Source organism: Streptomyces sp. BL1 (assembly GCF_057628045.1).
In genome coordinates this window covers 3,114,192-3,135,917 of sequence record NZ_JBXYWZ010000002.1, presented here as the reverse complement: position 1 = coordinate 3,135,917, position 21,726 = coordinate 3,114,192, and the positions used below count along the sequence as shown (strand labels likewise).

18 protein-coding genes are annotated in these 21,726 nt (G+C 71.7%); 11 read left to right on the top strand and 7 right to left on the bottom strand.

Features of this window, described 5'->3' with window-relative positions; genetic code table 11:
• The first annotated feature begins 95 nt into the window (after window positions 1–95).
• Both AC3AGO_RS13745 and AC3AGO_RS13740 read left to right on the top strand, forming a co-directional pair.
• Entirely contained in the window at window positions 96–1,043 is a 948-nt protein-coding gene (locus AC3AGO_RS13745) for an SPFH domain-containing protein (RefSeq protein ID WP_487820470.1), read from the top strand.
• The gene (locus AC3AGO_RS13740; protein WP_487824651.1) at window positions 989–1,372 is read left to right on the top strand and encodes a type II toxin-antitoxin system antitoxin; all 384 of its coding nucleotides are present in this window, start codon (window positions 989–991) and stop codon (window positions 1,370–1,372) included. Before AC3AGO_RS13745 ends, AC3AGO_RS13740 begins: the two co-directional genes overlap by 55 nt.
• Here AC3AGO_RS13740 and AC3AGO_RS13735 read toward each other — a convergent pair.
• On the bottom strand, window positions 1,346–2,269 hold the full coding sequence (locus AC3AGO_RS13735) for a hydrogen peroxide-inducible genes activator (RefSeq protein WP_487824650.1): 924 nt from the start codon (window positions 2,267–2,269) through the stop codon (window positions 1,346–1,348). The two genes, AC3AGO_RS13740 and AC3AGO_RS13735, sit on opposite strands and share 27 nt — an antisense overlap.
• 220 nt (window positions 2,270–2,489) lie before the next feature.
• On the opposite strand from AC3AGO_RS13735, the gene AC3AGO_RS13730 reads away from it, so the two are divergent.
• Window positions 2,490–3,044, top strand: coding sequence for a peroxiredoxin (locus AC3AGO_RS13730; RefSeq protein WP_487820469.1), 555 nt, complete (start codon window positions 2,490–2,492; stop codon window positions 3,042–3,044).
• Window positions 3,045–3,049: 5 nt separating this feature from the next.
• Window positions 3,050–3,583 carry an alkyl hydroperoxide reductase gene (locus AC3AGO_RS13725; RefSeq protein WP_487820468.1) on the top strand — a complete coding sequence of 178 codons (534 nt, stop codon included), beginning with the start codon at window positions 3,050–3,052 and terminating at the stop codon, window positions 3,581–3,583.
• A 248-nt stretch (window positions 3,584–3,831) separates the two neighbouring features.
• Here the strand turns inward: AC3AGO_RS13725 and AC3AGO_RS13720 are convergent, their stop codons facing one another.
• From AC3AGO_RS13720 to AC3AGO_RS13700, 5 genes are all read right to left on the bottom strand, one after another.
• Window positions 3,832–5,964, bottom strand: coding sequence for a SpoIIE family protein phosphatase (locus AC3AGO_RS13720; RefSeq protein ID WP_487820467.1), 2,133 nt, complete (start codon window positions 5,962–5,964; stop codon window positions 3,832–3,834).
• A 42-nt stretch (window positions 5,965–6,006) separates the two neighbouring features.
• Window positions 6,007–6,684, bottom strand: a complete 678-nt coding sequence (locus AC3AGO_RS13715) for a class I SAM-dependent methyltransferase (protein ID WP_487820466.1) — start codon at window positions 6,682–6,684, stop codon at window positions 6,007–6,009.
• Window positions 6,685–6,939: 255 nt separating this feature from the next.
• Window positions 6,940–7,626, bottom strand: a complete 687-nt coding sequence (gene fomD / locus AC3AGO_RS13710; RefSeq protein ID WP_487820465.1) for a cytidylyl-2-hydroxypropylphosphonate hydrolase — start codon at window positions 7,624–7,626, stop codon at window positions 6,940–6,942.
• A 109-nt stretch (window positions 7,627–7,735) separates the two neighbouring features.
• Window positions 7,736–9,181, bottom strand: coding sequence for a class II fumarate hydratase (locus AC3AGO_RS13705; RefSeq protein WP_487820464.1), 1,446 nt, complete (start codon window positions 9,179–9,181; stop codon window positions 7,736–7,738).
• Window positions 9,182–9,226: 45 nt separating this feature from the next.
• Window positions 9,227–10,954: a PucR family transcriptional regulator gene (locus tag AC3AGO_RS13700; protein WP_487820463.1), complete on the bottom strand. Its 1,728-nt coding sequence runs from the start codon at window positions 10,952–10,954 to the stop codon at window positions 9,227–9,229.
• A gap of 346 nt (window positions 10,955–11,300) precedes the next feature.
• Between AC3AGO_RS13700 and AC3AGO_RS13695 the strand changes: the two genes are divergently transcribed.
• Together AC3AGO_RS13695 and AC3AGO_RS13690 are read left to right on the top strand one after the other, a co-directional pair.
• Window positions 11,301–12,605, top strand: a complete 1,305-nt coding sequence (locus tag AC3AGO_RS13695) for an aspartate aminotransferase family protein (protein ID WP_487820462.1) — start codon at window positions 11,301–11,303, stop codon at window positions 12,603–12,605.
• Window positions 12,602–14,107 carry a CoA-acylating methylmalonate-semialdehyde dehydrogenase gene (locus AC3AGO_RS13690; RefSeq protein WP_487820461.1) on the top strand — a complete coding sequence of 502 codons (1,506 nt, stop codon included), beginning with the start codon at window positions 12,602–12,604 and terminating at the stop codon, window positions 14,105–14,107. Before AC3AGO_RS13695 ends, AC3AGO_RS13690 begins: the two co-directional genes overlap by 4 nt.
• A 159-nt stretch (window positions 14,108–14,266) precedes the next feature.
• On the opposite strand, the gene AC3AGO_RS13685 is transcribed toward AC3AGO_RS13690, so the two are convergent.
• On the bottom strand, window positions 14,267–15,967 hold the full coding sequence (locus AC3AGO_RS13685; RefSeq protein ID WP_487820460.1) for a fumarate hydratase: 1,701 nt from the start codon (window positions 15,965–15,967) through the stop codon (window positions 14,267–14,269).
• Between the two features lie 303 nt (window positions 15,968–16,270).
• On the opposite strand from AC3AGO_RS13685, the gene gdhA reads away from it, so the two are divergent.
• From gdhA to AC3AGO_RS13660, 5 genes are all read left to right on the top strand, one after another.
• Window positions 16,271–17,647: an NADP-specific glutamate dehydrogenase gene (gene gdhA, locus AC3AGO_RS13680; protein ID WP_487820459.1), complete on the top strand. Its 1,377-nt coding sequence runs from the start codon at window positions 16,271–16,273 to the stop codon at window positions 17,645–17,647.
• Window positions 17,648–17,813: 166 nt separating this feature from the next.
• A complete protein-coding gene (locus tag AC3AGO_RS13675; protein WP_487820458.1) occupies window positions 17,814–18,509 on the top strand; it encodes a DUF1707 SHOCT-like domain-containing protein in 696 nt (231 codons plus the stop codon).
• A 237-nt stretch (window positions 18,510–18,746) separates the two neighbouring features.
• On the top strand, window positions 18,747–19,112 hold the full coding sequence (locus AC3AGO_RS13670) for a WhiB family transcriptional regulator (RefSeq protein WP_487820457.1): 366 nt from the start codon (window positions 18,747–18,749) through the stop codon (window positions 19,110–19,112).
• A 95-nt stretch (window positions 19,113–19,207) separates the two neighbouring features.
• Entirely contained in the window at window positions 19,208–19,678 is a 471-nt protein-coding gene (locus AC3AGO_RS13665) for an effector-associated constant component EACC1 (protein WP_487820456.1), read from the top strand.
• The gene (locus AC3AGO_RS13660; protein WP_487820455.1) at window positions 19,675–21,711 is read left to right on the top strand and encodes a caspase, EACC1-associated type; all 2,037 of its coding nucleotides are present in this window, start codon (window positions 19,675–19,677) and stop codon (window positions 21,709–21,711) included. The genes AC3AGO_RS13665 and AC3AGO_RS13660 overlap by 4 nt, the downstream gene beginning before the upstream one ends.
• The last annotated feature ends 15 nt before the right edge of the window (window positions 21,712–21,726 follow it).

Below are 21,726 nucleotides of genomic sequence, written 5' to 3'. Positions count from 1 at the left end.
ATATCACTTTGCTAGACAGCAACGCAGCAGCACTTTGCCAGACGGCGCCACGGACCACGGCGCCGACCGGGACGAGAGGAACGGGGACGCGCTCCATGAGTGACCATCAGGACCGCCAACAGACCACCGACGCACCGCGCATGCCGCGCGCCGACGTGCGGGAATCCGCCGCGAACAGCATCGCCGGCGGCCTCGCGCTGCTGCTCGGGCTGATCGGCTGCCTCATCGGCGTCGGCGGCGTCATCGCCGGCGCGACCCTCTCCAACGGCGGCTCCGGCGGCGTCGGCGTCGCGCTGATCGTCGTCGGCATCGTGCTGCTCGTCGGCTCGCTCTTCGCCATGGGCGGGCTGAACATGGTGGCGCCCGGCGAGGCCCGCGTCGTCCAGCTCTTCGGCCGCTACACCGGCACCATCCGCAAGGACGGGCTGCGCTGGGTCAATCCGCTCACCAGTCGCACCAAGATCTCCACCCGGGTGCGCAACCACGAGACGGCCGTACTCAAGGTCAACGACGCGTACGGCAACCCGATCGAACTCGCCGCGGTCGTCGTCTGGCAGGTCGAGGACACCGCCCAGGCGACGTTCTCCGTCGACGACTTCATCGAGTTCGTCTCCACCCAGACCGAGGCGGCCGTCCGGCACATCGCCATCGAGTACCCGTACGACGCGCACGACGTCGAGGGCCTCTCGCTGCGCGGCAACGCCGAGGAGATCACCGAGAAGCTCGCGGCCGAACTGACCGTCCGGGTACGGGCCGCCGGCGTCTCCATCGTCGAGTCCCGCTTCACACACCTCGCGTACGCACCGGAGATCGCCTCCGCGATGCTCCAGCGGCAGCAGGCCGGCGCCGTCGTCGCCGCCCGCAAGACCATCGTCGAGGGCGCCTGCGGCATGGTCGAGGACGCGCTCACCCGGATCACCGAGCAGGACTTCGTCGAACTCGACGAGGAGCGCAGGGCCACGATGGTGAGCAACCTGCTGGTCGTGCTCTGCGGCGACCGCTCGCCGCAGCCGGTGATGAACACGGGCTCGCTCTACCAGTGACCGGTCAACCCGCCGGTGCGGCCGGGGAGAACGAGGGCGCCGGCCGCCCGGCACGCCGGCCGCGGCAGCAGCGCAAACAGGTGCTGCTGCGGCTCGACCCGGCCATGCACGACGCGCTGGCGCGCTGGGCCGGCGACGAACTCCGGTCCACCAACGCGCAGATCGACTTCCTGCTGCGCAAGGCCCTCGCGGACGCCGGCCGGCTCCCGAAGACCGCGAAGCCCCACCCGCGCAGAGGCCGCCCGCCGGCCGACGAGCAGAACGAGCCGGGGGAGCCGAACGGGCCGGGGGAGCAGGGCAGTTCAGCCGGCGACGCGGACGGGGAGTGAACGCACCGCGTCCCGCAGCGACTCGGCGAACGTGTGGAACTCCGCCTCCCGCGCCGCTCCCGCGCGCATCGCGAAGGCGATCCGGCGGGACGGCGCGGGAGCGGCGAAGTACCCCGTGGACAGCGCGTCGTTGCGCGCCGTCTCCACTCGCAGCGCCGTGCGCGGCAGCAGCGTGACCCCCATGCCGCCGGCCACGAGCTGCACCAGCGTGGAGAGCCCGGCCGCGCTCGTCGTCACCGGCGTCGACCCCTCCTCGGGCCCGCCCGAGTCCGCCTCGCGGCAGATGTCCAGCGCCTGATCGCGCAGGCAGTGCCCCTCGTCGAGCAGCAGCAGATCCATCTCGCGCAGCGCCTCGCGCGGTACGTCGCCGCGCCCCGCGTACTGGTTGTCGCGCGGGGTGACCAGCACGAAGTCCTCGTCGAACAGCGGGATTTCGGTCACCCCCGGCGCGCCCAGCGGCACCGCGAGCAGCAGCAGGTCGAGCCGCCCCTGCGCGAGCCCGTCCAGCAGTGAGCCGGTCTGCTCCTCGTGCACCTGGAGGTCCAGGTCGGGGTAGTCCTCCCGGACGAGCCGCAGCACGGTCGGCAGCAGATACGGCGCGACGGTGGGGATCACGCCGAGCCGGAGTATCCCCGTGAACGGGGCACGGGCCGCCTCCGCCTCCTCCAGCAGATCGCCGACCGCGTCGAGTACGTGCCGCGCCCGTACGGCCACCCGTTCCCCCGCGGGCGAGAGCAGTACCTTGCGCGTTGTACGCTCCAGCAGCTGCACTCCCAGCGCCTCCTCCAGTGCCGACACCGCACCGGACAGCGCGGGCTGGCTCATGCCGATGGCGCTCGCGGCCTCCCTGAAGTGCAGATGCTCGGCGACGGCCGCGAAGGCGCGCAGCTGGGACAGGCTGGGCTGCCGGGAACGGGGCGGCTGCCGGGGCGGGCCGGGCTGATGGGACCGGGGTGACTGCCGGGCACGGTCGGGGACGCTCACTGATAACTCCTTCCGATCAACACCTGCAAGCCTAGCTATTTCCGCGATCAATGCTGCGTGTGGCAATGTGGAGTCCGTCCAACCACCAGGAAGCCCCCCAAAAGGGGCGGCTCCGCCCTGCAAGGAGTGCGTGTTGCTCACTGTCGGTGACAAGTTCCCCGAGTTCGATCTGACCGCCTGCGTTTCCCTGGAGAAGGGGCAGGAGTTCGAGCAGATCAACCACAAGACCTACGAGGGCAAGTGGAAGGTGGTCTTCGCCTGGCCGAAGGACTTCACCTTCGTCTGCCCGACCGAGATCGCGGCCTTCGGCAAGCTGAACGAGGAGTTCGCGGACCGTGACGCGCAGGTCCTGGGCTTCTCCGGCGACTCCGAGTTCGTGCACCACGCCTGGCGCAAGGACCACGACGACCTGCGTGACCTGCCCTTCCCGATGATGGCCGACTCGAAGCACGAGCTCATGCGTGACCTCGGCATCGAGGGCGAGGACGGCTTCGCGCAGCGCGCCGTGTTCATCGTGGACCAGAACAACGAGATCCAGTTCACGATGGTGACCGCCGGTTCCGTCGGCCGTAACCCCAAGGAGGTCCTGCGGGTCCTCGACGCGCTGCAGACCGACGAGCTGTGCCCCTGCAACTGGACCTCGGGCGAGGAGACCCTCGACCCGGTCGCGCTGCTGGCTGGTGAGTGAACAGCATGGCCCTCGATGACCTGAAGTCGGCGCTGCCCGACTACGCGAAGGACCTCAAGCTCAACCTCGGCTCCGTGATCGGCAACTCGGACCTCCCCAAGCAGCAGCTGTGGGGCACGGTCCTGGCCACCGCCATCGCGTCCCGCTCCGGCATCGTCCTCAAGGCCCTGGAGCCGGAGGCGAAGGCCGAGCTGAGCGAAGAGGCGTACACCGCCGCGAAGTCCGCCGCCGCGATCATGGCGATGAACAACGTCTACTACCGGACCCGGCACCTGCTGTCGGACCCGGAGTACGGCACGATGCGCGCCGGTCTGCGGATGAACGTCATCGGCAACCCCGGTGTCGAGAAGGTCGACTTCGAGCTGTGGTCGCTCGCCGTCTCCGCCATCAACGGCTGCGGCATGTGCCTGGACTCGCACGAGCAGGTGCTGCGCAAGGCGGGCGTCGACCGCGAGACGATCCAGGAGGCGTTCAAGGTCGCCTCCGTCGTCCAGGCGGTCGCCGCGACGCTCGACGCGGAGGCGCACCTGAACGCCTGACGGCGCGTCACCCCCATGAAAAGGGGCCCGGGACTTCATGTCCCGGGCCCCTTTCACGCCCGCTGTGGGCAGCTGGTCCGCCCAGGGGGCGGAACGGGTGGGCACGGCGGACCGCCGGCCGCGAGGCCAACTCGCCCCGTACGCAAAGCAGGCGCAGCCGTTGAGGGCGGGGTGCGGAACCCTGCGCGGGTGCGGTTCCGGTTGTGCCCACCCGTTCCGCCCCTGCGGAACGATTGCCCACAACCGGTTCAGAGGGGGAGTTCGAACCAGACGACCTTGCCTGTCGACAGGCGCGTCGCCCCCCAGTCGCGGGCCAGTTTGTTGACCAGGTAGAGCCCGCGCCCGCCCTCGTCCGTCGCGCGGGCCTGGCGGAGCCGGGGGAGCTGGGGCACGTCGTCGCCGACCTCGCACCGCAGTACGTCGGTCCGCAACAGCCGCAGCGTGATGGGACGTTCGGCGTACCGCACGGCGTTGGTGACGACCTCGCTGACCAGCAGTTCCACCTGGTCCGTCAGCTCTTCCAGGTCCCAGCGCGCCAGTGCCCTCCTGGCCAGCCTCCGTGCCTGGCCGGCGGTCTGGGCGCGCGGGTCGAGGAACCAGTACGCGACATCGCTCGGCGCGATGCCGTCGAACCGGGCGGCGAGCAGCGCGATGTCGTCGTCCCGGTCGCCGGGGCCCAGTATGTCCAGCACCTCGTCGCACAGCGGCTCCAGCGGGGCCGAGGCGTCGGGGCGGGTCAGCCGCGCCGTCTCCGTGAGCTTCTCGCGGAGGTGCTCGATGCCCGTCCACACGTCGCGGGCCCGGGACTCGACGAGTCCGTCCGTGTAGAGCAGCAGCGTCGCACCGGCGGGGGCGTCCAGTTCGACGGCTTCGAAGTCGACGCCGCCGACGCCGATGGGGGCGCCGGCCGGTATCCGCAGGACCTCGGCGCGGCCGCCGCGGTGCAGCATCACCGGTGGCGGATGGCCCGCGTTGGCGACGACTATCCGGTGCGCGACCGGGTCGTAGACGGCGTACAGGCAGGTGGCCATCCGGTCGCTGCCGAGCCGCTGGGCCTGCTCGTCCAGATGGTGCAGGACCTCCTGGGGCGGCAGGTCGAGACCGGCCAGCGTCTGCGCCGTCGTACGGAGTTGGCCCATGATGGCGGCGGATGTCATGGAATGTCCCATCACATCGCCGACCACCAGCGCCACTCTGCTGCCCGGCAGCGGAATCGCGTCGTACCAGTCGCCGCCGACCCGGGCCGTCTCCGCGGCCGGGAGGTAGCGGCTGGCGAGCTGGCAGCCCGTGGGCTGCGGCAGTTCGTCGGGCAGCATGGTGCGCTGCAGCTCGTCGGCGATGTACGCCTCGCGCCCGTACAGCACCGCCTTGTCCACGCCGAGTGCGGTATGCGTGGCCAGTTGGGCGGCGATCAGCAGATCGTCCGGTTCGAAGGCGGGGCGCTCGGGGCGGCGCAGGAAGACGGCGGCACCGATGACTCTTCGCCGGCCGCGCAGCGGGGCGAGGATGACGCGGTTCCCGGACGGCACCTCGCGGGGGCCGAGGAGTTCGGGCAGGGCCGCGCGTGCGGCGTCGGAGTCGGCGAACACGGGGCGTACGCCGCGCAGCACTTCGGCGAGCGGGCCGCCGGTCTGCACCTCCGCGTACTCGGTGGCCGCCGAGGCGTTGTCGGGCAGTGCCGTGAGCGCCGTGGTGCCCTCGGACTGCGGCTGTTCGTCGGGGATGCGGTCGCTGCGGCGCAGCCGCAACAGGACGGGCCCGGTGGGGCGTTCGTCGCCGACGGGCAGCGGGTCGCGGAGATAGACGAGGATCGCGTCCGCGTACGCGGGCACGCTGGCCCGGCACAGGCCGAGCACCGTCTCGTCCAGGTCCATGCCGCGCGCGATCCGGCGGGTGGCCGCGCCGACGAAGCGCAGCCGGTCACCGCCGCGCCGCTCGCGTTCGGCACTCTCGCGCGCCGCGCGCTCCTCCTGGCCCTCGCCGCCCTGGCCCGGTTCGGTCGGCTGCGGTGCGGCCCCGGCCCGTACCGGACGGTTCTTGCCGTGCTGTGCCGAGCCGCGCCGGGAGTCGCCGGCGTGCTGCTTGCCGGGCACGTCCCGGTCGTTGTCCTGCGTGTCCTGGTCGAGTTGCTCGCTCTGCTTGTCCTTCGCCATCGCGTGTCCGGGGGGCCGGTCCTCGGGTATCGCGGAGTGCTCGGCTCCGCCGCCGTGTTCGTCGGCGGCGGCTCGCGGCTCCGGAGGCAGCGGTGCGTCCCCGTCCGGCTTGGGTACGGCCGGTACGGGGGCGGCGGGGGGTCGGTTCGCGGCGGCGGAGGCGCGGCGGGCCCTGGGGGCTCCGCTCGCCGCCGGCGATTCATGCTCCGTCACGCGTTCGGTTTCCATCCATCCGGGGCCGCGCGTCGACGCGCGCCCAGCGCGGGGTGCCTAGGGGCGTCGGCAGTGCAGAAAGAGCTGTATCTCGGGCGGTATCTCAGTGCTCGCCGGAGCGTAGGCATAGGCGTCCTCCCCGGTGATCTCGAACCCCGCCTCACGCACGACCCGGCGCAAGTCGTCCCGTAGATAGCCGGATACCCGGATCGTGTGACCCAAGAACGGAATCGAGAAGTCGTTGACATCCGCTTCCACCATGGCGAGTGCGAGCGGTGCGCCGGGCAGCAGCCGGCCGTGCAGCATGCGCAGCGCATGTGGGATCTCCCTCCGCGGCAGCATGAGCAGGGAGAAGAAGGCGGCAGCACCGTCGAACGGGCCCAGCCCGTACGCCTCCACGTCGGCGATGTCCATCCGGTGGAACTCGCCGTCCGGCACGGTGTCCCGGCACAGCTTCAGCATCCCCGCGGACAGGTCGACGCCCGTCACCCGGTGCCCGGCCTCGCTCAGCAGGCGCGCCGTGGGCTCCCCCGTACCGCAGCCCAGGTCCAGGACCCGGGAGCCGGCGGGCAGTTGCTCCGCCAGCCATGTGGTGGAGGCGTGCTGGCTCTCCTTGTGCGGGAACGCGTCGTCGTAGCGGTCGCCGATGGCGTCGAAGGCTTCCGCCTGTCCGGCGCGGTCGATGCCGGACCGGTCGTACCCTTCGTACGCCCCATGACCGTCTGTGCTGCTCACGCCAGGGCTCCTCTCTGGCCGCGCGGCAAGTCCCCGGGAGGGGAGGGGAGTTGTACGACGGTGTGCTTACGGATGTTGATCCTACGTTTACGGTACGGGGGCACAGCAAGAGGTTCCGGAGGTGTGGCGCGCGAGTGTGTTGAAAGTGCGCGCCCTGCGTGCCGTTCCGGTGTGGTTTGAGGCGCGGTTTTCAGCCGCGTCCGCGCATGCCGTGCGGCCGGCCCCGGCTCTGCCGGAGGCTCCCGCGCCGCATGATCACGCCCGTGCCGCGGGTCCCGGGGTGCGGTCCCAGTCTCCCGGCAGGCGCGGAATCGGCCAATCCGGATCGGGACGCCAGTTCTCCCAGCCTTCCCCGAACGGAGATCCCCAGGCGCGTACTTGTGCGACCGCGGCCTCTCCCGCCGCGCGTACGCGTGCGGCCTGCGCCGGCGACATCAGCCCGACGCGCTGCGCCTCGGCGAACTCGTCCTCGTCCCGCCAGTACCAACTCCGGTCGGGATGAACGGAAATGTCCAGGAAGTGGTCTTCCGAGTCGATGCCGTCGGACCAGCGGTGCCGGGGCTCCTCGAGGTTGACGTAGAAGTTCTTGAACTCCCAGCCGCGCTCCCAGAACAGCCACACCGACCACGGCTCACCGGGCCGGGCCAGCTTCAGCACCCCTGTGCCGAACCAGCGCGACAGCACAGTCCTGCGCGGCTTCGTGTAGCGGGTCTCCAGCGGCTCCTGGTGCACCGGAGTGCCGTCGGCCAGCTCCGGCTTCACGCACACGGTGCCGGGCGCCATCCACACGGCGAGCTGCTCCGGGGTGTCCCGGACGACGGTGACGGGACGGCAGATGTGCGGATGCGCGGCCCCGTTGGCCCGGTACCGCCACAGGACCTGGGCGCCAGGGGGCCAGTGAGCGTGCGCCGCTGCCGCGCTGGTTGCCGTTTCCGCCGTCATGCACAGATCTTAGGGGCGCGTCCCGCCGTACGCCGTGACGTGCGCCGCACCCGCAGGGGCGCGGGCGGCCCGCACATCCGCGCAGGCCGCCCGCCGTACGACACGTGCGTTACGGGTGGGTCATGCGGAGCACGTCCAGCGCCTCGTCGAGCTGCTCCAGGGTGAGATCCCCGCGGTCCACATGGCCCGCGGCGAGCACCGCCTCGCGGATCGTCACCCGGTCCTTGAGGGCCTGCTTCGCGACCGCCGCCGCGGCCTCGTAGCCGATGTACTTGTTGAGCGGCGTGACCACGGAAGGGGACGACTCCGCGAAGGCGCGGGCCCGTTCCACGTTCGCGGTGACCCCGTCGACCGTGCGGTCGGCCAGCAGCCGCGAGGCGTTGGACAGCAGACGGACCGACTCCAGCAGGTTCTTCGCGATGACCGGCAGCATCACGTTCAGCTCGAAGTTGCCCGCGGCGCCGGCCGTCGCGACCGTCGCGTCGTTCCCCGTCACCTGCGCGGCGACCATCAGCACCGCCTCCGGGATCACCGGGTTCACCTTGCCCGGCATGATCGACGAGCCCGGCTGGAGGTCCGGCAGCGCGATCTCCGCGAGGCCCGTCATGGGGCCCGAGGCCATCCAGCGCAGATCGTTGGAGATCTTCGTCAGCCCCACGGCGATCGTCCGCAGCTGCCCCGAGGTCTCCACGAGCGCGTCCCGCGCGCCCTGCGCCTCGAAGTGGTCGCGGGCCTCCGTGAGCGGCAGCCCCGTCTCGCGCGCCACCTCCGCGATCACGGCGGGCGAGAAGCCGGGCGGTGTGTTGATGCCGGTGCCCACCGCGGTGCCGCCGAGCGGCAGTTCGGCCAGCCGCGGCAGCGCCGACCGCAGCCGCTCCACGCCGTACCGGACCTGTGCCGCGTACCCGCCGAACTCCTGGCCCAGCGTCACCGGCGTGGCGTCCATCAGATGCGTCCGGCCCGACTTCACGACCTCGGCGAACTCGTCCGACTTGCGGCTCAGCGCCTCCCCGAGGTGTTCCAGGGCCGGAATCAGATCGCGGTTCACGGCAGCCGTCGCCGCGATGTGGATCGAGGAGGGGAACACGTCGTTGGACGACTGGCTTGCGTTCACATGGTCGTTGGGGTGCACGGGCGAGCCGAGCCGCTCCGTCGCCAGTGTCGCCACGACCTCGTTCATGTTCATGTTCGACGAGGTGCCGGAACCGGTCTGGAAGACGTCCACCGGGAACTGGTCGTCCCAGCGGCCCCCCGCGACCTCCACCGCCGCGCCGCGCACCGCCTCCGCCAGATCCTTGTCCAGCACGCCCAGTTCGGCGTTGACGACGGCGGCCGCCGCCTTGATCCGGGCCAGCGCCTCGATGTGCGCGCGCTCCAGCCGCTGCCCGCTCACGGGGAAGTTCTGCACGGCACGCTGCGTCTGCGCCCGCCACTTGGCCTCGACGGGCACCCGCACCTCACCCATCGAGTCGTGCTCGATGCGGTACTCCGTGCTGTCCTGGCCTTCGCTGCTGCCAGTCGCGCCGTCCGTGCTGCCGGTCGTGCTCTCGGTCATGGTTGATGGCACCTCCTTTTCGGGACAGCGTCCGCCGGGCACCGCTCATTCCTGCTGTGCCGCGCCGGGCGCGTCGTACGCCAGCAGCGCCACATGCAGCGACAGCAGCGACCGCGGATCGTCCAGGGGGACGCCGAGGATCCGCTCCAGGCGTGCCAGCCGCTCGTAGTACGCCGTACGCGACAGGTGCGCCGCCGCGGCGCCCGCCGACTTGTTGCCGCCACTGTCGCAGTGCAGCCGCAGCAGGGCGAGCAGCTGCGGACCCTCCCGCTCGCCCTGCTCGACGCGCCGGAGCAGCGGGGCCAGTTCGCGCTGTACGAAGGCGGCCAGCCGCGGGTCGTCGCGCAGCAGGAGCAGCAGCCCCGTCAGCCGCGTGTCCGCCAGCCGGGCGCACCCGGACAGCGGCGCCCCCTCCGTACCCGAGGCGGCCGTGGCCTCGGCGACCTGCACGGCCTCGGCGAGCGTACGGCGCGCGGCCCCGGGCGTACGGGCCGGGCTGCCGCACGCCACGACCACCGGCAGCGGCGCCGGTTCACCGCCGGAAGCGGACCGCCGGATACGGTCCGCGAGCGCGTCGCAGACCCGGTCCGGGTCGGCGTCCGGATCGAGGGTGACAAGCGCCTGCACCGTCGTGTCGTCCAACGCGGCCACCAGCGCCGGGTGTCCGGCCCTGCGGGTAGCGGCGATCGTGGCCTCCGCCAGGTCCCGCAGCAGCTGCTGCGTCGCCAGCGCCGGCGCGTCGCCGACCCCCGTACAGGGGCGCACCGCGAGCCCGACGAGCGTGCCGCGCTCCAGATCGACGCCCAACGCCGAGGCCCGCGCGGTCAGTTCGGGCTGCTGTGCGTCCCGGCGCGGCGCCGGGCCCCCGTCGGGGCGGACCCCGCCGGGCTCCGGGCCCGCGCCGAGCTCGGTCAGCAGGGTGCGGTGCGCCTGGCGTTCGAGGGTGTCCCGGTCCCGGGACACGAGCCGCCCCACGGCCAGCGCGGAGGCGGCCCGTTCCGCCGTGACCACGTGCCGGTGGGCCGGCGGCTCCGGGGAGAGCAGCACCAGCCGCCCCCAGTCGTCGCCCCGCGCCCCCACGACGGTGACCAGCGCGCCCTGTTCCGGGTCCCAGCCCGTACGGCCGCCGTCCGGCACCCGCACCGCGCCGGACCGGGCCCGCCACCCGTCGAGCAGCTCCGCGGCGGGCCCGCCCGCCGTGTCGTACGCGAGCACGTCGTGCGCCAGGGTCTCCAGCACCACGGGCAGCCCGGCCGTCCGCACCACCTCGCGCAGCACCTCGGCGTGCCCGGCGCCCGCCACGGTCAGCTCCGTGAACACCTCGTGGATCTGCTCCGCCGCGCGGATCTCGGCCAGCTGCGCGTCCCGGATGAGACCGCTGACGGCCTCCGTCACGGCGGCGAACCGGATCTCGTCGCCCAGCACCACCAGCGGCAGCCCGTGCGCCTCCGCCGCCTCCACGAGCGCCGCGGGCGGCCCCTCCGTCCAGCGGCGGATCAGCTCGACGACGAGACCCGCAGCGCCCACCTCCGCCAGATCCCGTACGTACGCGGCGAGTCCGTCCGGATCGTCGGACAGCGCGATACCGGTCGTCAGCACGAGCTCCCCGCCGCTCAGCAGCTCCGCGATGTCCGCGATCTCGGCGACGTGCACCCAGCGCACGGTCCGGCCCAGCGCGGCCCGGCCCGTCAGCACGCGCGGGTTGCCGGCGCGCAGGTCCGGCAGCGCGAGGATGTCAGCGAGACTGGGCAGAGCGAGAACGTCGGTCGGCATGAATCTCTCCGAGGAGGTGTGGGCAGCTGGTCCGCCCAAGGGGCGGGACGGGTGGGCACACCGGACCGCACCCGCGCAGGGTTCGCACCCCGCACGCAACGCTCGCGCCCCGGTGAGGGGCTTGGCCCCGGACCCGCCCCTACCCGTTTCTTTCGGGGCTCCGCCCCGGGCCCCGTTCCGTGCGGGGTTGCGCGAGTGCCCGGGCCGCGCCCGGTCGTGCCCACCCGTTCCGCCCCCGAGGGCGGACCAGCTGCCCACGACCATGCGGACACTCTGTCCGGCCAAAGCCCGGAACCGCAACACACTGTCGGTGTGACCCCCCGCACCGCCCTGCAACGCTCGACGCATGACTGACGACGACCTCCTGACGAGGCACCGCGCCGTCCTCCCCGCGTGGCTCGCCACGTACTACGAGGAGCCGATCGAGATCGCGAGCGGCGAGGGCCGCCGCGTCACCGACGGCGAGGGCCGCAGCTACCTCGACTTCTTCGCCGGCATCCTCACCAACGCCATCGGCTACGACGTCGCGGAGATCTCCGACGCCGTCCGCCGCCAGGTGGACACCGGCATCCTGCACACCTCCACGCTCTATCTGATCCGGCAGCAGGTGGAGCTCGCCGAGCGGATCGCCAGGCTGTCCGGCATCCCGGACGCGAAGGTCTTCTTCACCAGCTCCGGTACCGAGGCCAACGAGACCGCGCTGCTGCTCGCCACCCAGCAGCGCCGCAGTCACCAGATCCTCGCGCTGCGGAACTCGTACCACGGGCGCGCCTTCGCCACGATGGGCATCACCGGCAACCGCGGCTGGTCCGCGTCCGCGCTCAGCCCGCTCAACACCAGCTATGTGCACGGCGGTTACCGCTACCGCAGCCCCTTCCGGGACCTCAGCGACCAGGCGTACATCGACGCCTGCGTCGCCGACCTCCGCGAGGTCATCGAGACGACCACCTCCGGCGACGTCGCCGCGATGATCGTCGAACCGGTGCAGGGCGTCGGCGGGTTCGCGCTGCCGCCGGACGGGCTGTTCGCCGCGTTCAAGGAAGTCCTCGACGAGTACGGCATCCTGCTGATCTCCGACGAGGTGCAGACCGGCTGGGGCCGTACCGGCGAGCACTTCTGGGGCATCGGCGCGCACGGCGTCACCCCGGACGCGATGACCTTCGCCAAGGGCCTCGGCAACGGCCTCGCCATCGGCGGCGTCGTCGCCCGCGGCGACCTGATGGACTGCCTCGGCGCCAACTCCATCTCCACCTTCGGCGGCAACCCGCTCTCCACAGCCGGCGCCACCGCAGCGCTCGACTATCTCCTCGACCACGACCTCCAGGGCAACGCGCAGGCCCGCGGTACCCGGCTGCTCGCCGGGCTGCGCGAGGCCGGCGAGCGGCACGCGATCGTCGGCGACGTCCGCGGCAAGGGCCTGATGGCCGCCGTCGAACTCGTCGTGCCGGGCAGCACCGAGCCCAGCCCCGCCGCCGCGACCGCCGTCCTGGAGGCGGCCAAGGAGCGCGGCCTGCTGATCGGCAAGGGCGGCCTGTACGGGAACGTGCTGCGGCTCGCCCCGCCCATGACCCTCACCGCAGACGAGACCGAAGAGGCGCTCGGCATCCTCGCCGACGTACTCGCCGACGTGGACAAGGAGTTCACCGCATGACCGCGCCCCACCGCATCACCCACCACATCGGCGGCAAGCCGTACGACGGCCCGGTGCCCGCCCGTACCGGCGACGTGTTCAACCCCGCCACCGGCGCCGTCACCGGACGGGTCGACCTCGGCGGCGCGGCCGAGATCGACGCCGCGGTCGCCGCGGCCCGTACGGCGCTGCGCGACTGGCGCCGCGCGTCCCTGTCCAAGCGCACCAACGTGCTGTTCGCCTTCCGTGAGCTGCTCAACTCCCGCAAGGACGAGCTGACCGAGATCGTCTCGCGCGAGCACGGCAAGGTGCTGTCGGACGCGGCGGGCGAGGTCCAGCGCGGCCTGGAGAACGTCGAGTTCGCGTGCGGCGTGCCGCAGCTGCTCAAGGGCGGCTTCTCCGCGAACGCCTCGACTGCCGTGGACGTGCACTCACTTCAGCAGCCGGTGGGCGTCGTCGGCGTCATCTCGCCGTTCAACTTCCCGGCCATGGTGCCGCTGTGGTTCGTGCCGAACGCCATCGCCTGCGGCAACACGGTCGTGCTGAAGCCGAGCGAGAAGGACCCGTCGGCCGCGAACTTCATGGCCGAACTGTGGGCCGAAGCGGGCCTGCCCGACGGCGTGTTCAACGTCGTGCACGGCGACAAGGAATCCGTCGACGCGCTGCTGGAGCACTCCGATGTGAAGGCCGTCTCCTTCGTCGGCTCGACGCCCATCGCCCGCTACGTGTACGAGACGGGCACCCGGCACGGCAAGCGCGTCCAGGCACTCGGCGGCGCCAAGAACCACATGGTCGTCCTCCCCGACGCCGACCTCGACCAGGCCGCCGACGCCGCCGTCTCCGCGGGCTTCGGCTCGGCCGGCGAACGCTGCATGGCGGTGTCCGCGCTGGTCGCCGTCGAGCCGGTGGCCGACGAGCTCGTCGCGAAGATCCGCGAGCGGATGTCCTCCCTCAAGGTCGGCGACGGCTCGCAGCCCGACAGCGAGATGGGCCCGCTGGTCACCGCCGCGCACCGGGACAAGGTCGCCTCGTACGTGGACGCGGGGATCGCCTCCGGTGCCGAACTGGCCGTGGACGGCCGCGACTTGAGCGTCGACGGTGGCCAGAACGGCTTCTGGCTCGGCCCGACCCTCTTCGACAACGTCACCACCGACATGTCGATCTACACGGACGAGATCTTCGGCCCGGTCCTCTCCGTCCTCCGCGTCCCCGACGCGCAGGCGGCGATCGACCTCGTCAACGCCAACCCGTACGGCAACGGCACGGCCGTCTTCACCCGCGACGGCGGCGCGGCCCGCACGTACACGGAAGAGGTCGAGGTCGGCATGGTGGGCGTCAACGTGCCCATCCCGGTGCCGGTTTCGTACTACTCCTTCGGCGGCTGGAAGGACTCCCTCTTCGGCGACACCCACGCCTACGGCCCGGAGGGCATCCACTTCTTCACCCGCACCAAGGCAGTCACCACCCGCTGGCCCAAGTCGGCCCAGCCCAGCAACGTGAACCTGTCGTTCCCGAGTAACTAAGAGAGGTGTGGGCGGCTGGTCCGCCCAAGGGGCGGAACGGGCGGGCACACCGGACCGCCGGCCGCGCAGGCGACGCACCCACGCACCCCACGCAGGCGCCCCCGGTACGGAGCACACACTCCGTACCGGGGGCGCCGTGTCACGCGCAGAGCCGCAGCGTCAGCTGCCCTGCCGCACAGGAATCGACGAAACGAACGTCTGCTCAGGCGCCGGATCGGCGAAGAAGTCGTTGCCCTTGTCGTCCATGACGATGAACGCCGGGAAGTCCTCGACCTCGATGCGCCAGACCGCCTCCATGCCCAGCTCCTCGTACTCCAGGACCTCCACCTTCTTGATGCAGTCCTGGGCGAGCCGCGCGGCCGGGCCGCCGATCGAGCCGAGGTAGAAGCCGCCGTGCGCGGCACACGCGTCGACGACCTGCTTGCTGCGGTTGCCCTTCGCGAGCATCACCTTGGAGCCGCCGGCCGCCTGGAACTGCTCGACGTACGCGTCCATCCGGCCGGCCGTGGTCGGGCCGAAGGAGCCGGAGGGGTAGCCGTCGGGGGTCTTGGCGGGGCCCGCGTAGTAGACCGGGTGGTCCTTCAGGTACTGCGGCATCTCCTCGCCCGCGTCCAGCCGCTCCTTGATCTTCGCGTGCGCGATGTCGCGCGCGACGACGAGCGTGCCGGTGAGCGAGAGCCGCGTCTTGACCGGGTGCCGGGACAGCTCCGCGAGGATCTCGTCCATCGGCCGGCCGAGGTCGATCTTCACGGCGTCCAGGTCGGCGCCCGCGCCCTCGGTCAGCTTCTCGTCGGTGGTCTCCGGGAGGAACCGCGCCGGGTCCTTCTCCAGCTGCTCCAGGAACACGCCCTCGGCGGTGATCTTCGCCTTGGCCTGCCGGTCCGCCGAGCAGGACACCGCGATGGCGACCGGGCAGGACGCGCCGTGCCGGGGGAGCCGCACCACGCGCACGTCGTGGCAGAAGTACTTGCCGCCGAACTGCGCGCCGATGCCGATCTTCTGGGTCAGCTCGAAGACCTGCTGCTCCAGCTCCGTGTCCCGGAAGCCGTGCCCGGAGGGGGAGCCCTCTGTGGGCAGCTCGTCCAGGTAGTGCGCGGAGGCGTACTTGGCGGTCTTCATCGCGTACTCGGCGCTCGTACCGCCGACGACGATCGCCAGGTGGTACGGCGGGCAGGCCGCCGTACCCAGCGAACGGATCTTCTCCTCCAGGAACTTCATCATCGAGCCCTCGTTGAGGACCGCCTTCGTCTCCTGGAAGAGGAAGGACTTGTTGGCGCTGCCGCCGCCCTTCGCCATGAAGAGGAACTTGTACGCCTCGCCGTCCGTCGCGTACAGCTCCACCTGCGCGGGCAGGTTGGTGCCGGTGTTCTTCTCGTCCCACATGGTCAGCGGGGCCATCTGCGAGTAGCGCAGATTGAGCTCCGTGTACGCGTCGTAGATGCCGCGCGACAGGGACTCCTCGTCACCGCCGGCCGTCAGCACCTGCTGCCCGCGCTTGCCCATCACGATCGCCGTACCGGTGTCCTGGCACATCGGCAGCACGCCGGCCGCCGCGATGTTGGCGTTCTTCAGCAGGTCCAGCGCCACGAACCGGTCGTTCGCGCTGGCCTCCGGGTCGTCCAGGATGCGCCGCAGCTGGGCGAGGTGCTCGGGGCGCAGGTAGTGCGAGATGTCGTGCATGGCCTCGGCGGCGAGCTTCCGCAGCGCCTCCGGGTCGACCTTCAGGAAGGTCCGGCCGTCCGCCTCGAAGGTGCTCACACCCTCGCTGGTCACGAGTCGGTACGGGGTGGGGTCGGCCCCCGTGGGGAGCAGATCCGTGTACTCGAACTCGGCGTGGGACGGGCGGCTTCCGGCAGACATGCGGGTCTCTTCCTCTCGCGTACGGCTCGCGCACAGGGCGTGTGCCTGACGGCGTTGCGTCGTTGACGGCGCTCGGCGATGAGCGCGACTCACAGCGTAGAACCCGCCGGGCCCCGTGGATCCGTGAGGTTGCCCTCAGCTCTCCGCACAGCCCCCTGCCCTGCCCGCCTGCCCGCCGCCGGGCCCGCTGTGACGCGCAGCACGCAGCCGCAAACGGAACGAGACGGTCACGTACGCTGCGGTCCTGCGGTGCCGCAGCGCCGGTCTCCGCAGAGTGTCGCGCACCCGAAGGAGAGTGTTCAGATGCCGTTCCCGGACCGCCGAGCCCCGCAGGAAGCCCACCACAACGCCCTCGGCCCGCTGTTCGACGAGGTGCTGCGGCGCAACCCGGGCGAGACCGAGTTCCACCAGGCGGTCCGTGAGGTGCTGGAGACCCTGTCGCCGGTGTTCGCTCGCCGTCCCGAGTTCATCGACGCCAAGGTCGTCACCCGTATATGCGAGCCGGAACGGCAGTTGATCTTCCGCGTCCCGTGGGTCGACGACTCCGGTGAGGTGCAGGTCAACCGGGGTTTCCGGGTGGAGTTCAACAGCGCGCTCGGCCCGTACAAGGGCGGCCTGCGCTTCCACCCCTCGGTGAACGTCGGCATCGTGAAGTTCCTCGGCTTCGAGCAGATCTTCAAGAACGCCCTCACCGGCATGCCCATCGGCGGCGGCAAGGGCGGCAGCGACTTCGACCCGAAGAACCGCTCGGACGCCGAGGTCATGCGGTTCTGCCAGTCCTTCATGACCGAGCTGTACCGGCACCTCGGCGAGTACACCGACGTGCCGGCCGGTGACATCGGCGTCGGCGGCCGCGAGATCGGCTACCTCTTCGGCCAGTACAAGCGGATCACCAACAGGTACGAGTCGGGCGTCCTCACCGGCAAGGGCCTGACCTGGGGCGGCGCCCAGGCCCGCACCGAGGCGACGGGGTACGGCTGCGTGCTGTTCGCCGGCGAGATGCTGCGTACCCGCGGCGAGAGCCTGGACGGGCAGCGGATCGCCGTGTCCGGCTCCGGCAATGTCGCCATCTACGCGGCCCAGAAGGCGCAGCAGCTCGGCGCGACCGTCGTCACCTGCTCCGACTCCGGCGGCTATGTGGTCGACGAGAAGGGCCTCGACGTCGAACTGCTCCAGCAGATCAAGGAGGTCGAGCGCGGCCGGATCAGCGAGTACGCCGAACGCCGCGGCAGCCACGTCCGGTTCGTCGAGGACGGCTCCGTCTGGGACGTGCCCTGCGATGTGGCGCTGCCCTGCGCGACGCAGAACGAGCTGAGCGAGGCCGACGCCCGCAGCCTGGTCGGCAACGGCGTCAAGGCGGTGGCCGAGGGCGCCAACATGCCCACCACCCCGGAGGGCGTACGGGTGTTCCGCGAGGCCGGGGTGGCCTTCGGGCCCGGCAAGGCCGCCAACGCGGGCGGCGTCGCGACCAGCGCGCTGGAGATGCAGCAGAACGCCTCGCGGGACTCGTGGACGTTCGAGCACACCGAGGAGCGGCTCGCGGAGATCATGCGGCACATCCACGACACCTGCCACGACACCGCCGAGCGCTACGGACGGCCGGGCGATTACGTGACCGGCGCGAACATCGCCGGCTTCGAGCTCGTCGCGGACGCGATGATCTCGCAGGGCGTCATCTGAGCAGCGCCGCACGGCTGTTGGAGCCGGCTCCCGGGACACCGGGGGCCGGCTCCTTCTCTGTGTGAACTCCCCGTGCGATCTCCCTGTGTGAACTCTCCGTGCGAACGGGCCTTCTTCCTCGTACGAACCCTCGTCGCGATCTATCGCGTCTGGGTACGCTGTCCACGTGACTGACTCCCCGCTGGAAAAGAAGCCCGCCGCGGACGTTCCCGCCGACGCTCGGAAGGCCCCGGCCGAGGCGTCCGTGCGCGCGTCCGACGCGGACCGCGACCGGGTCGCGGACATCCTCCGCGAGGCTCTGGCGGAGGGCAGGATCGATGCCGCCGAGCACTCGGAGCGGATCGACGGGGTCTACGCGGCGAAGACCGTCGGCGAACTCCAGCCGCTGGTGCGGGATCTGCCCGCGCCCACGGCCCCGGCGGCGGCCGTCCGGCGGGCCGCGCCGGCCCCGGTGCCCGCCGCGGGCGGCCCGAAGGAGAACCTCGTCGCGATCTTCAGCGGCTCGGTGCGCAGGGGCCGCTGGCGCGTACCGCGGAAGATCAACGCGACGGCGGTCTTCGGCGGAGTCGAGATCGACCTGTCCGAGGCGGTCTTCGAGCACCAGCACGTGCACATCAACGTGACGGCGGTCTTCGGCGGCGTGCACATCAGGGTCCCGGAGAACGTCACGCTGCAGCAGAAGGGCGCCGGGATCTTCGGCGGCTTCGACGTACGGACGACCGAGTCCGACGACCCGAACGCGCCGGTCGTGCTGGTGCAGGGCGCCGCGGTGTTCGGCGGCGTCGACGCCAAGCCGAAGAGCGGCAAGCTGCTCCGCGACCTGGGGAACGAGGTCCGCCACCGGCTCCGCAAGGAGCTGTGACCGGTACGGATCTCCGGACCCTCCGGGCGGACTTTCAGCGCGGTCGGGGCGAATCCCGGGCGGACCCCGGGGAGGAAGTTCACGCTGCGGTAACGGCGGTACGGGCCACGGTATGCATACCGGCACGCACAGCGGGTAGGGCTCGGTCATCGTCCCGTGTACGGCAGCTGCGCGAACTGCGGTGCGCAAAGGGGCGGTTGAACAGGTGAATCACCGTCGTCTCGTCAGGAGTGGACCGTGCTGCAACCGCCGCATCAGACCCTGCAGGCCGCCGCTGCCGTTCCCGCGCAGCGAAGGCCACCACGCGGCGAACACGCGGGTCCCTGGCACTCGGAGGCGGCGTGCCGCCGCGACGAGGCGGGACTCTTCTTCGCGCCCTCCAAGGAGCCCACCGCGGACCGTCTCTCCCGCGAACAGGCCGCGAAGCGGGTGTGTGCCGGCTGCCCCGTCATGGCCGAGTGCCGGGAGCACGCCCTGGTGATGCCCGAGCCGTACGGCGTGTGGGGCGGGCTGACGGCGGCCGAGCGCAGAGTGGTCTCCTCCCGCAGGCGCCGCAGGGAGGCGACGGCCGAGGCCGTGCGCCCGGAGACCCGCATCGCCTGACCCCGGACCGGACCCGGCCAGCCCGTGCCGGCCGGGTCCCCGCACGGGGTATTACCGGGAGAACTCCTCCGCCCCGCCGGTGGATTGTGTAGGAAGTGTCCGAGGAGACGCCCATCACATCCACGGGGGTGCGGATGAACTTCGAGATGTCCGTGAACGGGCCGCAGAGCGGTCTCGAACTGCGGTCGCTGCGCAGGTGGCTGCTCAGGAGACGGCCGGAACTCGCCGCCGCCGGTATCGCGGTGGACGAGACCGGACCCGCTCCCGGGGACGACGAGATGGGCGGCGTCTTCGAGATCGTCCAGTTCGCCGTCGGCACCTCGGCCGAACTGGCCGCGCTCGCCCTCGCTCTCGTCACCTGGCGCCAGGGCCACGGAGCGCGCTCCTCCGTGACGTTCGAGCGTGACGGCCTCCGGATCACCCTGACCGGCGCGGACCTCGACGACGAGCACACCGTACGGCGGGCCCTGGAAGCACTCCGCGCGAACGGCGAACCGCCTCCCGGGGACGGCGAACCGCTCCGCGAGGGCGGCGAACCGCTCCGCGAGGGCGGCGAGGCGTCATGACGGGGGAGGCCGCGTCGAAGGGGGAGGCCGCGTCCGCGGCGCAGGGGCGGCGGATGGATCCCGCCCGCTCGGCCTGCGTGCTGATCGGCGTCGACGACTACGAGGACCTGCCCCGGCTGCGGTCCGTACCGCGGAACCTCACGGCGCTGGAGGAGGCACTGGCCGACCCCGCTGTCTGGGGCGTGCCGGCGAAACACCAGTGGGTGGTGCGCAATCCGCGCCGCGGGCGCGACGTGGCCGACCCGATCCGGGCCGCCGCCCGGCGGGCCCAGGACACCCTCCTCGTCTACTACGCGGGCCACGGCCTGCTCGACTTCCACGACGACCAGCTCTATCTGACGTTCCCCGACTCGACGCCGGGGCACACCGATTCGGCGCTGCCGTACGAGACGCTGCGCCGCGTCCTCGGCGACGTCAGGGACTCCGTCAAGCGCCGGGTGCTGATCCTCGACTGCTGCTACAGCGGCCAGGTGCTGGAGCGGATGTCCGCCGGCGCGGCCCTCACCGCGAGCATGATCGGCATCGAGGGGTCGTACGTGATGACCTCGTCCGCGCAGGACAGACGGTCCGTGGCGCTGCGCGGGAAGGAATTCACCGCGTTCACCGGCGAGTTCGTCAAGGTCCTCACGGAGGGCGTGGCCGGCCGGGAGCAGCGCGGGCTGCTGACCCTGAATCAGGTTTTCGACGAGGTCAGAAGGGCCCTCGTGGCCCAGGGCAAGCCGGAGCCGCAGCGCCAGGACCAGAACGGCGTCGGCGACCTGCCGTTCGTACAGTGCGGCCCCGAGCCCGGCGCCGCCGGCCCCGGCAGCCCGCTGCCGTACTGGAACCGCCGCCGGCGGGCCGTCGCGGGAGCGGTGCTGGCGATGGTGGCCGCCGGTGCCGGGGCGGCCGGGGCGTGGTGGGAGCGGTCGGTACCCACCGGAGGGACGGCGTCCGTGGCGGACGACAAGCCACGGGAACGGTCGGCGGGACCCTGCGGAGGGAACGGGCGGGCCGCGCTGGTCGGCGTCTCCGAGCGGCTGGACGCCAACTCCACGGCGGTGAGCCAGATCCAGGAGCAGAGGACCGACCAGCTGTCCGGGCTCACCTTCGCCTCGAAGGGGCGGGCGCTGATGCTGCCGGACGACGAGCCGGCCAGGTTCTTCAAGGTGCCGTTGCGCAGCAGCACCGACCGTCTCTCGGTCGGCGAGCCGGAGCTGGTGTCGCTGAAGGACAAGGACGGCAGCGCGCTCGGCGGCGGCCTGGACGGCGAGGGCCTGACCGTCGTGGGCAAGGACACCGTGCTCATCGCCTCCGAAGACGGCCCTGTCATCCGCGCGTTCGGGATGGACGGAAAGGAACGCGACACCCCCGAGGTCCCGGTGCCGGACGAGTTCAAGGACGCGCCGACGCCGGAGGGGCACGGCCAGCAGGGGCGCACGCTGGAGTCGTTGACGGCGACGGAGGACGGCAAGACCCTCTTCGCGGGGATGGAGGCGCCCCTCGCGAGCGACGGGGACAGACAGGGCATGGGTCTCGTGCGCATCCAGCGCTACCGGGACGAAGGGCGGAACGGCTATGCCAAGGACGGCCAGTTCGCGTACCAGGCCGACGCGGGGCTGAACCTCGTGGAGCTCGTCGCGCTCGGCCGCGACCGGCTGCTCGCCCTGGAGCGCGGCTACATGGACGGCACGGGAAACGTCATCCGCGTCTACGAGTTGTCGTTGCGCGGGGCCCCGGACATCCAGGGGCGGGAAAGCCTCCACGACGAACTGCCGGACAGCTATGTGAAGGAGAAGCACAAGGCTGTCCGGCTGCTGGTCGATCTGGCGGACTGTCCCGCGGGCGGCCGGCGGTTCCCCGGCCAGCAGCAGGCGCTGAACCCGCTGCTGGACAACGTCGAGGGGATGGCGCTGGGCGAGGAGTTCACCGGGGGAGACCACCGGGGGCGGCGCCCGCTGTACCTGCTCTCCGACAACAACGCGAACCACCGCACCCAGCGCACGAGGGTGTACGCGCTCGACGTCCGGCTGGGCGAGCCGACGCCGCGGTGAGCCCGTACCGCGGTG